The organism is Paenibacillus sp. 32352, from assembly GCF_002042965.1.
Classification (GTDB): Bacteria; Bacillota; Bacilli; order Paenibacillales; family NBRC-103111; genus Paenibacillus_S; species Paenibacillus_S vulneris.
In genome coordinates, this window is the sequence record NZ_MZNT01000003.1 from 181,783 (window position 1) to 195,341 (window position 13,559).

Sequence of the window (13,559 nt, forward strand, 5' to 3'; positions counted from 1 at the left end):
GAGGCAACCTGCAAAATATGGCATGGCCGGCCCTTTTGAGCTCTATTCTATATGTTGTATCATAGAAAACGGCTTTCGGCTTTTGCAATCTTGCTATTCTATTCTGCACCCGTTACGCTTTGGATGCAATAAGGGTATACTGGGATTGGAGGTGGGTGTCCGTGAACGATGAGCTTTGGCAGGCAATTATAAGCAATGATGCATCCTATGATGGGAAATTTTACTATGGAGTGTCGACGACGGGCATTTTTTGCAGGCCCTCGTGCAAATCGAGAAATCCGAACAGGGAGCATGTGAAACTGTTCAAAAATGCGGAGCAGGCTTTGGCGGAACGCTATCGGCCTTGCAAGAGGTGCAGACCGGACGGGAAACGTCTGCCGGATGAGGAGTGGGTACAGCAAATCAGCGAAACGATCGAGAAGCGTTTTCGCGAGCCGCTTTCGCTTGGAAAGCTTGCGGACCTGCTTCATGGAAGCCCGTACCATCTCCACCGGACATTCAAACGAATCCGGGGGCTGACTCCCGGTGAATATATTCAACAGCTTCGGCTCGAAGCATCGAAACAGCTGTTAGCCGATTCACAGCTGCCGATTACCGACGTAGCTTTGCAGTCCGGCTTCTCGAATGCGGCGTATTTTGCCGCCGTGTTTCATAAGAAGACGGGAATCTCGCCATCCGAATACCGGCTTGCCAGGGGAGTAACGGAAGAGGGGCGTCACGGCGCACCCTTGTGCCGGTAAATCGTAAATCCGGTATGTCTCTCTTGCAATTGTTAAAAATTAGAGTATAATAATAAAAAATTCAAATTCGATGATCTATGATCGGGACAGTAGTTAATCGATTTCAGTCGCAGCGAGCCGGGAGAGTGTAAGCCGGTACGAAATCATTAATGAAGCGGACCCGTGAGATGGCCTTTTGAACCTTAAGTAGGAAGGCACGGCTGAAGACCGTTATCTTAGAAGGTGGTTAAGTCTTTTAGGCTTGACAACAAGAGTGGTACCGCGAGCGCCAAGTCCTCGTCTCTTATCGGAGACGGGGGCTTTTTTTTGTACTCAAATAACAAACCAAGATCAAGGAGGGTAACGAGCCATGCTAAGTTCATTCATGGAACATCATTTGACAAGAGCGTTACAGGGATTGTTCTCCGAGCTGGGAGAAGTCTGGAAGGATTCAGTAAAGGTTACGCTCGAGCAGCCCGCCCAGCTGGAGCATGGCGACTATTCGACGAACATTGCGATGCAGCTTGCCAAGGTGCTCCGCAAATCGCCGATGGAGATCGCCGGTCTGCTGGTGAAGAAGCTGGAGCAGGACAGCTCAATGGGGCATCTGATCCGTAAAATGGAGGCGGTGCCTCCCGGCTTCATCAATCTGTTCCTGGATTGGCAGGCATGGGCCGGGAAGAGCTTCAACTTGCCGGAAGGCGGCGGGGGCAAAGTCGTTATTGAGCATACGTCCATCAATCCGAACAAATCGGCGCATATCGGACATTTAAGAAATTCCTGCATCGGGGATGCGCTGGTCAAGCTGCTCCGTAGAGCGGGATACGAGGTCGAGGTTCACAATTATATCGACGACCTCGGCAATCAGCTGGCGGATACCGTCGTAGGGCTTCAGCACACGGAGATGCGCGGAACGCATGCCCGTTTCGGAGACTTCTGCTGGGATGTTTATTCCCAAATCCATAAGGAATTTGAGAAGCATCCCCATTTGCCGGAAGAGCGTACTCGGGTGCTGCATGCTTTGGAGCAGGGGGATTCGAATCTTGCCTGGATAGGCCTGTTGGTTGCTGAGCGGATTGTCCGAGAGCATGTGGAGGAAATGAAGCAGTTCGACATCGAATACGATCTGCTGGTGTGGGAAAGCAGCATCGTCAAGGAAGGATTCTGGTCATCGGCTTTCGAGCTGCTGAAGCAGACGCCGCTGTTCTGCAAGGAAACGGAAGGCAAGCTGGCAGAGTGCTGGGTGCTGAAGCAGCCGAAGGAGATGGAGGAGGATGAATCAGAGCACCATGCAGATAAGGTGCTTGTTCGTTCCAATGGCATCCTGACCTATACGGCCAAGGATATCGCGTATCATCTATGGAAGTTTGGCCTGTTGGACCAAAGCTTCGTTTACCAGCCGTTCGGAGAGAAGCTGTGGACAACCGGAAGCAGCGGGACGTCCAAGCCTTTTGGCCAAGCTTCGATGGTCGTTAACGTGATTGATCATCGGCAGGAATACCCGCAGACAATGGTGATGCAGGCGCTCGAAGCATTGGGCTTCGTGGAGCAAGCTGCCCGATTGCGCCATGTCAGCTACGGCGTCGTCTCACTAAGCCCGAATGCTGCCGCCGAGCTGAACATCGACATTTCGGACGGCAAATCGTCCTATGCGATGTCAGGACGTCAAGGCATCGGGATTAAAATCAGCGATTTGCTGGATTTGATGGAAGGAGTCATCGAGAAGAAACGATCGGAACCGGAGGGCTTGTCCAGCAGGGCGATTGCTGCAGCCGCTATCCGATATTATCTGCTGCGGTTCAATCTGCAGACGGAGGTCGTCTTCGATTTGCAGCAGGCTACCGAAATATCCGGCAATACCGGCGTCTATTTGCTGTACTCCTATGCCCGTGCCGTCAGCTTGTTGAGCAAGGCTGGACATGAGCCGGCGATAGCTTTTCCGGTGCCAGAAGCATTTCCTGAGCTGGAGAGGCAGGAGTATGCTTTGATCCGGCATCTCTCCCGTTGGGAGGAAACGCTCTACTTGGCGAGCCGGGAGCTGACCCCGAATACGATATGCAGCTATGCGCATGAGCTTGCGACGCTGTTTAATCACTTTTATTCGGCCTGCGCCATCCTTAAAGCGGGGGATGGGGTAAGAAATTTCCGTCTGTGGCTGGTTGCACGGTATAAGGAGACACTGGGCGATGCGCTTCAGGTGCTCGGATTGCCGACTCCGAGCAGAATGTAAAAGGAATCCTGCACGCGGGGATTGAACTTCGAAGCGGATTCACGTGCTGTGGATTGAGACACCATTTTCTATAAAAATGAGAAAGAGCCCAGCAGGGCTCTGTCAGTTTGTTAAGACCTATCGTACAGAAAAAGGCGAAAGGTAGTAGGTGGGGTATCCCTTGGAGGAGCGATAGCGTCCGCCTTTGTTCTCGGAAAATATCCGCCGTAAAGCGAATATATAATCAAATTTTCCGAGAACAACAGCGGCCGGAGGGGGATACCCCACCGGGGTCCAAAGCGATTTTTCCAATTTCCAGGTTTCCCAACAAAACGAAAGAGCCCAACAGGGCTCTTTCTCACAAGTAGAACCAGGCTTATTGCAGCCGGTAATCGTCAATTTTGCCGCCGTCCTCCCATACCTCCAGGAATAGGGCGTCGCAGTCGTCGAAATCCGCCGTCGTCAAAGCTAAAGCCTGTTCTTCGTCCGTTCCGACGAAGACATTATCCATTTGTTCTTCACGCATAGCAATAACAATATATATTTTCATACTTGTGCCCTCCAACAATACCGATATCTGCGCATTATACCATATGGGGGCGGGAGGAACGCAAGCGTTAGGCTTTCTCGGTTACGGTTGGTCAGGGAGAGCAGTCAATAGAGAGTTTGCCAGCTCGGCGATACGCCGATTCGCGTCTCCCGTATATCTCCCGCCATGATAGCAAATTACGGTTTCAATGTCGTAATCCTTGAGCTTGCCTAAGGACTGAATGGCTTGTTCCATATCGTGGGTCTGTTCGGGTGAAGGGCCGTATAGTTCGCCTTCTGCCACCACCAGGGCGTCACCGGCAATCAATGTCCGGGTTGGCTCATGATAGAGGCTGATATGACCCGGGGTGTGACCCGGCGTACCGATGACAATGATGCCGCCGCCATAAGGCAGCTTTTCCCCGTCCACAACCGAACGGCCCACGTTAGCTTTGGGGGGATTTACTAATATAGCCTTCAAGCCCTGCCGCCATTCCAACGGCACTTCCTTTGGCAGGCTGTCGATTCGGGCGATGGCTTCATCCGTTATTTTGATGAGTCTGCGGTCGCCTTGAATGTAAGGCTTCTCAAGCTCGTGAGCTATAACCTCGACGGATGGGCCTGATGCTTGTACCAATTCCGGCAAATTGCCGATATGATCCAAATCCTGGTGGGTAATGAGGATAGCCGTCAGCTTTTCGGGAGTGATACCGGCTTGAGCCAAAGCTTCCTGTAACGCCTTCATCTGCCGGGGGTAGCCAGTATCCACCAGCATGGCCGAATCTCCATCTCGCAAGAGTGTGGGATAGACCCAGTCCGTTGTTCCCATAACTTCTGCGGACAATGGTAACATGTAGAGCATAGTGCTTTCCTGCATGATGATCCCTCCTGTTTCCGTAATCATTTTGTATCATACGGCAAAAGGGGTATAAAATCAACATAAAATTTAATCATAACATATTTATAACAAAATGTCAAATGTAAATTATTTATAGGTATATCTCATATTATATAAAAAGTTTATGGGAATAAATTTGAAAAGATAGGAGTCCATAGAGTTGACGATGTCAAAGGAGTATGGTATTTTGAATTAATATTTTCAGAATATTGAAACGACGATGAAGAGGAAGAGTAGTGAGCCGCTCGAATGTCAGAGAGCCCATGCCGGTGGAAATTGGGTATTCGATGCTGACGAAAGAAGCCTTGGAGGATCGGACTGAAAGACGTGGAGTAAGTCCGGCGGGTCTTCCCGTTACAGAAGAAGCGCCCTGCTGTATGAGAGCGCTGGTAAGCGGGTTGCTTTGCAACCAATATAGGTGGTACCACGGAAGCTTGGCCTTTCGTCCTTAGTGGATGAAAGGCTTTTTGGCGTCTATCAGAAGCTTTAGGAAAGGAAGATGAAGCATGCAGCAATCACAGCTATCTGCTCTATTATTCCCCCATGTGCATCTCAAGCCTCAAGATATTATTGACCGGTATGACCGAAGGAAGCTGCAGCCGGAGGCTATGGTCACAAGATTCGCGCCGAGCCCTACCGGCTTCTTGACGATAGGCGGCTTGTACGCTACCTTTATCTCCGAGAGGCTGGCGCACCAGAGCGGAGGTGTTTTTTACCTTCGGATAGAAGATACGGACAAGAAGCGCGAGGTCGAAGGAAGTCTCGAACGAATCATGGAAGCCTTAGACTATTTCGGAATTCGCTATGATGAAGGAGTTACGGCCTCCGGTGAAGAAATGGGAGAGTACGGACCGTATCGACAGAGCGCCCGGGCTGAGTTGTATCAGGTGTTTATCAAGGACCTTGTCGAAAGGGACCTTGCCTATCCTTGCTTCTGCGATGCAGTTGCCCTGCAGGACATTCGAAACACTCAGCAGTCCCGTAACGAAATGACCGGGTATTACGGCAAATGGGCGGTTCACCGCGGCTTCACGCCGGAACAAGTCAAAGAGGAGCTGGCCAAAGGCCGGCCGTTCGTCATCCGTCTGAAATCTCCCGGCTCCTTCGATCGCATAATTCGCTATACCGATCTGGTTAAAGGGGAATTGGAACTGCCGGAGAATGGGCAGGATATCGTTATTATGAAGAGCGACGGTCTTCCTACTTATCATTTTGCACATGCTGTCGATGATTATTTGATGGGAACGACGCACGTAATCCGCGGTGACGAATGGCTGTCCTCCGTCCCTATACATATGCAGCTTTTTGACGTTCTCGGATGGAAGCGGCCGGAATACGGGCATCTGGCTCCGATCATGAAGATGGACGGCCAATCCAAACGCAAGTTCAGCAAGCGCAAGGACCCGGATGCCGCTGTACACTTTTACCAGCAGCAAGGCTACCCCAAAGAGGCGATAGCCGAATACTTTATGACCCTTGTCAATTCCAGCTATGAGGATTGGCGGCAGCTTCATCCCGATGAGCCGTACACCTGGTTTCAGGTTGAGACGGGCAAAATGAGTGTCAGCGGTCCTCTGTTCGACATGGCCAAGCTGCAGGATATCAGCAAGGATATCATTGCCGGACTGAGCGCCGAAGAAATGCTCGGACAGGTGACGGAGTGGGCCCGCAGGTATGATACAGGGTTCTATCACAGATTAGTCAGCGATACGGAGTATGCCCATCGGATTGTTGGCATAGGCAAAGATCCCTTTAAGCCAAGAAAGGATTATGCCAGGTGGTCGGATGTGCCGAACGCTGTCTCCTATTTCTTCGACGAGGCGTTTGAGGCGGATTCGGAAGCATTCCTGGAATGGCTTCCGGTGTCGGTCCCGCTGCCTATTGCCCGGCAAATAGTTCATTCCTATTCAACCTTGTATAATCCTGGGGATGAGAGGGAAGCTTGGTTCGGCAAAATGAAGCGGGTGGCGGAGCAGTACGGTTTTGCCCAAGATGCGAAGACATACAAGAAGCAGCCGGGATGCTTTAAAGGTCATGTTGGGGATGTTGCGATGGTTTTAAGGCTGGCAATGACCCATCGGACTCAAACACCCGATCTGTATGATATTATGCAGGTTATGGGCGAGGACAGAGTATGCAGGCGCTTGAACCTTTTTGCTAATGAGGATGGAAATGAGTAAGGGAAGCCGGGCACCGTTAGCGTTCTTGATAGGGGGATTGGCGGTGTGCCTTGCTGTCGCATTGACGGTGTATCTCGTGCTAAGCCCTTCCGATTTAGAGAAGATCAATAAGCAAATCGATGCGGACGGCCTTCAGCTGCTTATGTCCAGGGCGGACGTGGAGAAGCGGATGGGAAGTACGGCATCCTTGGAGCAAGGCTTCGGCGGCTATGCCTTACAGTATGCCGATAAGCAGATCAGGGTTGAATTCCCGGATGGGGACCGGTACAGGGACAAGGTCACGACGATGGAAACGGACAATCCGCATTACTCCATCCTTGGAATTCGGGCAGGCGATTCCGCCGATAAGCTGGAGCAGCAGGCCAAGGCGTTTTCCTTTAAGCAAAGCCGCAGCAATCCCCCATATTTTGTATGGGGAAGATTTTATCTTATTGTGCACTATAATGAAGATCCCGATGGGAGCAAGACCATTCGAAGCCTGCGGATAGGAATAGAAGATCCCGGGCGAAGGAAGAAAGTGTTCTAGGAACGCCCGGCAGGATGAGGAACGTGGTTCGGTCTTGTCCCAATCGGAATCAGGAAAAGAGGAGTAGGATTCATGGGAACTGAAATTGAAAAGAAATATTTATTGGAGTCTTTTCCTGAAGCCATTCTGCAGAACAAGGAGTTGAAGCTGATATCCACCCAACATATTTACCAGACGTATTTGGCTTTTTCGGATAAAGAAGAGATACGGGTAAGGCAGCTGGTTGATCACGACGGAACGTCGACATTCACTCATACGTTCAAATCAGGGCATGGCATGGTACGCCAAGAGATCGAATATCCCATATCCGAGGAGATATACCGTCAGCTTCTGGGCAATACGCAGCTCGTTCCGTTGGAAAAGGTCCGCACTACCGTCGAGCATCAGGGACATAAGTACGAAATCGACGAGTATAAGCAGATCGATCTGCTTGTGGTGGAGGTGGAATTTGCCGACGAGAGCGCGGCTTATTCCTTCCAGCCTCCGGCATGGTTTGGAAGAGAACTGGGACAAGAGGAAGAGTTTCGGAATAAGACGCTGTGGATAGGACTACAGACACAAAATGATCGCATTTAAATTTCCCGTATGGGGTTGATAAACTTCCTTATCTGTATAATAATAAATAAGCTATAAATCGAATGATTACAGGGAGAAAAGGATTCAAAATGCCAACGACAACAACTACTACAGAAGAACAAACTCAGGAAACGGAATTACAGCAGGTTGAAATTTGGAAATGTAAAGACGCGGCGTGCAAAGCCTGGATTCGCAAAGAGTTCGTGACCGAAGAGCATCCAGCCTGCCCATTGTGCAAAGGCGGCATGGTTCGCAGCTATAAGCATGTGCCGGTAGTAAAGAAAAAAGGAAACAAAAAATTCATCGTTGGTAAACGAAGACTGTAGAAACGGATATCGCTCGAATCCTGGGCGTATATTATTGATGATAAAGGGGCTGCTGGGAGATACCGGCAGCTTTTTTGTTTGCTTTAAGGAAGCTGAATGTTATTGTTCGATTTTGTAAAAGAAGTGTTCATTCCTCTCATTTTCGCAGCCGGATAGCTCTTTTATACTTGGAGGTATGAAATGGAGTTATTTTATGTATAAAGGGTGAGCTGCTATGAATACTCAAACAACACATTCTCCTGGCCGGCAACTTCCGCACAGACGTAAACCCTTCAAGACCAAGGGCCGGTGGGAATCCCCGATAGCCGGATATTTATTCATTTCTCCTTGGCTGCTAGGCTTCCTGCTCCTCACGCTGTGGCCGATGGCGCAATCTGTCTATTACTCTTTCACCAAATTCACGCTGCTGGATGTCCCGGAATGGGTAGGGACGAGAAACTACGAACGTATATTTGCCGATGACGATACGTTTCGCCAATCGCTTAAGGTGACGCTCCTATTCGTTGTCCTGTCCGTACCGGTCAAGCTGTTTACGGCGCTCATGGTCGCCATACTGCTTAACAAGAAGATTAAAGGGATTTCGATATACCGCACGTTGATTTATTTGCCGTCGCTCATTGGAAGCAGCATAGCCGTAGCGGTCTTATGGAAAAATATTTGGGGCATCGACGGCTTCATCAATAAGCTGTTAAGCGTGTTCGGAATCAAAGGAATCAGCTGGATCAGCACGCCGGGTACGGCATTGGGCACGTTAATTCTGCTCGTTGTATGGCAGTTCGGTTCGTCGATGGTCATCTTCCTTGCCGGCTTGAAGCAGGTCCCGACAGAATTATATGAAGCGTCCGCGGTAGACGGGGCCTCCAAGATAAGGCAGTTTTTCCGCATTACGCTGCCCATGCTCTCTCCGGTTTTGCTGTTTAATCTGGTGCTGCAGACGATCGGATCGTTTCAGATGTTCACTCAGGCTTTTATTATTACGAAAGGCGGTCCGGTGAACTCAACCTATATGTATGCGCTTTACCTGTATGACCGTGCCTTTTCACGATACGACATGGGGTATGCCTCGGCTCTGGCTTGGATCCTGCTTGTTATTATCGGCTTAGCTACAGCCATCATTTTTGCCTCATCCCGATATTGGGTATTTTATGAGACGGAAGCGGGGAAAAAATAATGAACAGCACATTGCGTCGTTCTCTTCAATCACATGTCCTACTAGTAATATTCAGTCTGATCATGGTGTACCCCATTCTATGGTGGGTAGGGGCTGCCTTTAAATCCAATGCTGAGATGAGCTCGCCTTCGCTGTTTCCGAAGGAATGGCTGTGGAGCAACTTTACGGAAGGCTGGACGGCGATTCCCAAATTCACGTTTACGCAATTTTATGTGAATACCTTCGAGCTGATTATCGGGGTGCTTGTTACCTCCGTTCTATCGTGCAGCTTGGTTGCTTTTGGCTTCGCCAGGCTGGATTTTCCGTTAAAAAACTTCTGGTTCAGCGTCCTGCTTGTCACGCTGATGCTCCCCACCCAGGTAACGCTGGTTCCCCAGTACATTATGTTTAATACGTGGGGATGGGTCAATTCGTACTTGCCGTTTTATGTCCCGCATGCATTAGCCGGGGGGATTGGCGGACCGTTCTTTATTTTCCTGCTGGTCCAGTTTATCCGCGCATTGCCCAAGGAGCTTGACGAATCGGCCAAAATGGACGGCTGCAGCTGGTTCGGCATTTATTGGCGCATCGTGATGCCGCTGACCAAGCCCGCTCTCGTCACAGTGATGATATACTGCTTTTTATGGAATTGGGACGATTTCTTCGGTCAGCTGCTTTACATCAATTCGTTGGATAAATACACGGTAGGTCTGGCCCTGAAGCTGTTTGTTGACAGCCAGTCCGCACTGCCTTGGGGACAACTGCTCGCGATGTCTCTCGTGTCCATCCTTCCTTCGGTCGTTCTTTTTTTCATGGCCCAAAAGCACTTTGTAGAGGGCATTGCGTCCGGTGCAGTGAAAGGGTAAAATAGGTCTACCCAGCTTCATACATTGAATTAAGCTGCACATGGTGGCAGCTTTTTTGCTTCCTTTATGATAGCGTTTTCTATCAGGCTGGCCGAAAGAGCTAAACAGAATAAAACAGATGCCGCATGAGGGAGTTGACCGTTCTGAATCTGTTTAAGAAAGTGCGAATAGACCGTCTGTTTTTTAGCAGCTTTGCTGTTTTTATTACCGCGCTGCTGCTTATTTTCACCTGGATCAGCTACAGCTTCACCTCACGTGAGCTGGCAGAGAATACGTCGTTCTATCAGCAGGATTTGCTGGGAGAGCTGAACAAGCAGCTCGATATCCAGCTGAGGTCCATTGAACAAATGTCCCTGGCCGCGTCCCGCAATATCGATACGATAGGCTTCGATCCTCTGGAGAAGGATTCCTTCGAGAGGCTCCGGCGCAAGAAGGACCTGCTCAATATGCTTGCCAATATTACGTATAGTACGACCATGGTGCAGTCAATATATTTGTATACGGATACGCCGGAGCTGACCGACTCTCAAGCGCCTGTCCGGTTTCTTGATCTTCGCGGCATCAAGGAAGAAAGCTGGTACCCGGAAATCCAGAAGAATGACTTCACCTGGATCGCCGATCATATGATACAGACGAATACGGGACCTCAGCATTTTATCGGCTTTGCCCGCAAGGTGTACAACAACTCCGGCAAATATTACGGACTGCTTGTGCTTAATATCAAGGCCTCGGCCATTGAGCAGCTCGTGCGCGGCGAGACCGAGGGGAGAAGCCGGATCCTGCTGGATGCGGGAGGCAAGACGATATCGTCCATCGGCAATCCGGTATTAAGCGAATCGGAGCTCGCTTCGATCCGGGCGGAGAGGAACAAATCCGGCAGTGTCCGCCTTCCGGCGGCGGAAGGAAGGGAGGATGTGCTGCTCGTCTGGAACAAAACCCGTTCCGACTGGATGCTTGTTGAGACGACGCCCTGGAGCAGCATCGTGACCGGAAGCGTCCGGCTGGCGTATGTTTTGATTACGGTAGGGTTATCGGCTATTTTTATCGCCTCGTTCTTTACTTTATTTTTATCCCGGCAGTTCACGAAGCCGATCCGTCACCTGCTTGCCGTTATGGGAGGTGTGCCTGCGAGCACGTCCATATCGAATTTGCCGACGGATTACACCAATGAATTCGGCAATATGTTCAACGGCTACCGAAGGCAAATGGAGCGGATCGAGGAGCTGCTGGAATCGTTGAAGGAGCAGCATAAACGGCAGCGGGAGGCGGAGATTCATGCGCTGCAGGCCATGATCAATCCGCACTTCTTATACAATACACTGGATCAGCTGAACTGGCTCGCCATCGAATCCGGCCAGGAGAAAATAAGCGAAATTTTATCCCTAATGGGCAAGATGTTCCGCATCGGATTGTCCAACGGGGAAACGATGATTCCCGTGACGGATGAGCTGCTACATGCCGATTGTTATTTGCAAATTCAGAATGTTCGCTGGGGAGAACGGTTATCTTATACCATCCATGTAGATGAGGAGGTTAAGTCACTTCTTATTCCCCGTATGACGCTGCAGCCATTTATTGAGAACGCCATTATTCACGGCTTTCACGGAAGACGATCCGGCCATATTGCCATATATGGATTGCTCAGGGATCAGCATGTAGAATTTCGGATAGAAGATAACGGCGCCGGCCTGCGGGACGATTGGAATACCCGCAAGAAAAGAAAAACAGGCGGCTACGGAATAAGGAACGTTAAGGACCGAATAGACGCCTTCTGGGGAGCCCCGTACGGGGTCAAGCTTGAAAACAGAGAGCAGGTAGGGACGAGGGTAACCATTATACTGCCTGTAACGGTGAATCGGCAGGAAGAGGTGGAGAGATACGATGTGGAAGGTTCTCATTGTGGATGATGATTTTCAAGTGCTCGAAGGGATGCGCAAAGCGATCCCTTGGGAGCAGCTGGATGCGGAATGGGTCGGGGAGGCGATGGACGGTGAAGAAGGCTTGGCCGCCATCAGAGCAGCCAAACCCGATATTGTCATCACGGATATTTATATGCCCGTCATGAACGGCCTGGAGATGATCGAGCAGCTGCGGAACGAGCAATTCGCCGGAGAAATTCTTATTTTGAGCGGCTATTCCGATTTCCAATATGCCCGTCAAGCCTTGCGCTTGCAGGTTACCGACTATCTATCCAAGCCGATCACGGTCGCAGAGCTTCGTACGGTGATGGAGAGGGTTATTAAGGAGCTGGAAGCCAAGGAATGGAAGAAGCTGGAGCAGGAGGAAATCAGGCGGAGATTGAGGCTGTACGAGCCGTTTGTGCAGAAGGAATGGCTCAAGTCTGTCGTAACAGGCACGTTCGACCGCGAGCTGGCCGATGAGAGCCTGAGGCTGTCCGATAAAGCCTATTGGACTCACCGTAACCATATTGTCATAGGAATCGAGCTGATGAGCACCCTAAGGATATCCAATGTCTCACTGACCGACTGGAGCTTGTTCCGCTTCGCGTTAGCGAACATTATTAGGGAGCTGCTCGCTGAGGAATGGCCGGAAGCCGAATTCGTCGAGCTGCACAGCCACCATGCCGCTATTGTATGTCATGTGATGCCGGAAACCGCGGCGGAAGAAGCGCTTCTTAAGCTGCACAGCATCGGAGAAAGAATCAGGCAGTGCATCAGGGAATACCTCAAGCTGGAAGTAAGAATAGGCTTTGGGGGATTGAAACACAGCTGGAAGGAAATGGCGAATTCTACCGAAGAGGCATTTCTGGATCTTCTCAGGCAGACGATCTCTGCGAAGCAGCCCATGGATAGCGATTCCGGCGGCAGGGAGATTGGCATCCGGCCGGTGAAGTTTTATCAGGAGCTGGCGGAGGCTATCGTCTATTCCAAGGAAGAAACGACGGACCGGATTATCGAAGGCTATGTCCGCCAGCTGAAGGACATGCAGGGACTGACGCCCGCTTATGTGCAGTATTTGTGCAAGGAGCTGTGGACGATTTTCGCGTATTCCCTATACAACACGGGCATCGTGCTGGACGAATTGTTTGAGGCAAGCCCGGTAACCGAGGAAATAGCGGGAATCGGAACGGCCGATGAGCTGGAGCAATGGCTGAAGGGCAAAATCCGGATTATCGTATCGAGCCGGGGCTGGACGGAGAACTCCCGCCATAAGGATGCCGTCGACTTTATGATTCATTATGCTCACAGCCGCTATGCCGAAGACATCAATCTGGAGGACTTGTCCAAGCAGCTGTATTTATCCCGCAACTATTTGAATCAAATTTTTAAAAAGGCCACCGGAGAAACGTTCACCAACTATGTGATCCGGGTAAGAATGGAGAAGGCCAGGGCGCTTTTGATAGAAGGAAAGCTGATGATATACGAGATTTCCGAGAAGGTCGGCTACAAAAACGTCCCTTATTTCAGCTCCATCTTCAAAAAATATTATGGCATGAATCCGAGCGAGGTCGGAAAAAAGCCATTGTGATGAAAAGTGATAGAAATGTGTTCATTACTCTTATTTTTCTAGCTTCCTGTCGTTTATATAATGATACTTGTGAGATATAACCTGCTGAAGAC

12 protein-coding genes and 2 other annotated features are annotated in these 13,559 nt (G+C 50.3%); of the genes, 10 read left to right on the forward strand and 2 right to left on the reverse strand.

Annotation, left to right across the window (positions count from 1 at the left end; all coding sequences use genetic code 11):
* The first annotated feature begins 161 nt into the window (after positions 1–161).
* Positions 162–740, forward strand: coding sequence for a bifunctional transcriptional activator/DNA repair enzyme AdaA (locus B1728_RS08540; RefSeq protein WP_256865288.1), 579 nt, complete (start codon positions 162–164; stop codon positions 738–740).
* A 68-nt stretch (positions 741–808) separates the two neighbouring features.
* Positions 809–1,027: a binding site (T-box leader), on the forward strand.
* 62 nt (positions 1,028–1,089) lie between these two features.
* The gene (locus tag B1728_RS08545) at positions 1,090–2,949 is read left to right on the forward strand and encodes an arginine--tRNA ligase (RefSeq protein ID WP_079909783.1); all 1,860 of its coding nucleotides are present in this window, start codon (positions 1,090–1,092) and stop codon (positions 2,947–2,949) included.
* A 355-nt stretch (positions 2,950–3,304) separates the two neighbouring features.
* Here the strand turns inward: B1728_RS08545 and B1728_RS36230 are convergent, their stop codons facing one another.
* On the reverse strand, positions 3,305–3,478 hold the full coding sequence (locus tag B1728_RS36230) for a hypothetical protein (RefSeq protein WP_179135946.1): 174 nt from the start codon (positions 3,476–3,478) through the stop codon (positions 3,305–3,307).
* A gap of 81 nt (positions 3,479–3,559) precedes the next feature.
* On the reverse strand, positions 3,560–4,333 hold the full coding sequence (locus B1728_RS08550) for an MBL fold metallo-hydrolase (protein WP_079909784.1): 774 nt from the start codon (positions 4,331–4,333) through the stop codon (positions 3,560–3,562).
* 232 nt (positions 4,334–4,565) lie between these two features.
* Positions 4,566–4,807 (forward strand) — a binding site (T-box leader).
* 53 nt (positions 4,808–4,860) lie between these two features.
* On the opposite strand from B1728_RS08550, the gene gltX reads away from it, so the two are divergent.
* The 8 genes from gltX (at position 4,861) to B1728_RS08595 (ending at position 13,467) form a co-directional block, all read left to right on the forward strand.
* On the forward strand, positions 4,861–6,534 hold the full coding sequence (gene gltX / locus B1728_RS08560) for a glutamate--tRNA ligase (RefSeq protein WP_079909786.1): 1,674 nt from the start codon (positions 4,861–4,863) through the stop codon (positions 6,532–6,534).
* Positions 6,527–7,060: a hypothetical protein gene (locus tag B1728_RS08565; RefSeq protein WP_144027811.1), complete on the forward strand. Its 534-nt coding sequence runs from the start codon at positions 6,527–6,529 to the stop codon at positions 7,058–7,060. The genes gltX and B1728_RS08565 overlap by 8 nt, the downstream gene beginning before the upstream one ends.
* Positions 7,061–7,132: 72 nt before the next feature.
* Positions 7,133–7,636 carry a CYTH domain-containing protein gene (locus tag B1728_RS08570; RefSeq protein ID WP_079909788.1) on the forward strand — a complete coding sequence of 168 codons (504 nt, stop codon included), beginning with the start codon at positions 7,133–7,135 and terminating at the stop codon, positions 7,634–7,636.
* Between the two features lie 89 nt (positions 7,637–7,725).
* Positions 7,726–7,962 carry a cold-inducible protein YdjO-related protein gene (locus tag B1728_RS08575; RefSeq protein ID WP_079909789.1) on the forward strand — a complete coding sequence of 79 codons (237 nt, stop codon included), beginning with the start codon at positions 7,726–7,728 and terminating at the stop codon, positions 7,960–7,962.
* Positions 7,963–8,176: 214 nt separating this feature from the next.
* The gene (locus B1728_RS08580; protein ID WP_079909790.1) at positions 8,177–9,133 is read left to right on the forward strand and encodes a carbohydrate ABC transporter permease; all 957 of its coding nucleotides are present in this window, start codon (positions 8,177–8,179) and stop codon (positions 9,131–9,133) included.
* Positions 9,133–9,978: a carbohydrate ABC transporter permease gene (locus B1728_RS08585; RefSeq protein ID WP_079909791.1), complete on the forward strand. Its 846-nt coding sequence runs from the start codon at positions 9,133–9,135 to the stop codon at positions 9,976–9,978. The genes B1728_RS08580 and B1728_RS08585 overlap by 1 nt, the downstream gene beginning before the upstream one ends.
* A 125-nt stretch (positions 9,979–10,103) precedes the next feature.
* The gene (locus tag B1728_RS08590; protein WP_079909792.1) at positions 10,104–11,885 is read left to right on the forward strand and encodes a cache domain-containing sensor histidine kinase; all 1,782 of its coding nucleotides are present in this window, start codon (positions 10,104–10,106) and stop codon (positions 11,883–11,885) included.
* Positions 11,860–13,467, forward strand: coding sequence for a response regulator transcription factor (locus B1728_RS08595; protein ID WP_079909793.1), 1,608 nt, complete (start codon positions 11,860–11,862; stop codon positions 13,465–13,467). Before B1728_RS08590 ends, B1728_RS08595 begins: the two co-directional genes overlap by 26 nt.
* The last annotated feature ends 92 nt before the right edge of the window (positions 13,468–13,559 follow it).

Coding starts and splice junctions, on each gene's coding strand:
- B1728_RS08545 (WP_079909783.1), top strand. CDS start 1,090: ATGCTAAGTTCATTCATGGAACATCATTTGACAAGAGCGTTACAGGGA.
- B1728_RS36230 (WP_179135946.1), bottom strand. CDS start 3,478: ATGAAAATATATATTGTTATTGCTATGCGTGAAGAACAAATGGATAAT.
- B1728_RS08550 (WP_079909784.1), bottom strand. CDS start 4,333: ATGCAGGAAAGCACTATGCTCTACATGTTACCATTGTCCGCAGAAGTT.
- gltX (WP_079909786.1), top strand. CDS start 4,861: ATGCAGCAATCACAGCTATCTGCTCTATTATTCCCCCATGTGCATCTC.
- B1728_RS08565 (WP_144027811.1), top strand. CDS start 6,527: ATGAGTAAGGGAAGCCGGGCACCGTTAGCGTTCTTGATAGGGGGATTG.
- B1728_RS08570 (WP_079909788.1), top strand. CDS start 7,133: ATGGGAACTGAAATTGAAAAGAAATATTTATTGGAGTCTTTTCCTGAA.
- B1728_RS08575 (WP_079909789.1), top strand. CDS start 7,726: ATGCCAACGACAACAACTACTACAGAAGAACAAACTCAGGAAACGGAA.
- B1728_RS08580 (WP_079909790.1), top strand. CDS start 8,177: ATGAATACTCAAACAACACATTCTCCTGGCCGGCAACTTCCGCACAGA.
- B1728_RS08585 (WP_079909791.1), top strand. CDS start 9,133: ATGAACAGCACATTGCGTCGTTCTCTTCAATCACATGTCCTACTAGTA.
- B1728_RS08590 (WP_079909792.1), top strand. CDS start 10,104: ATGAGGGAGTTGACCGTTCTGAATCTGTTTAAGAAAGTGCGAATAGAC.
- B1728_RS08595 (WP_079909793.1), top strand. CDS start 11,860: ATGTGGAAGGTTCTCATTGTGGATGATGATTTTCAAGTGCTCGAAGGG.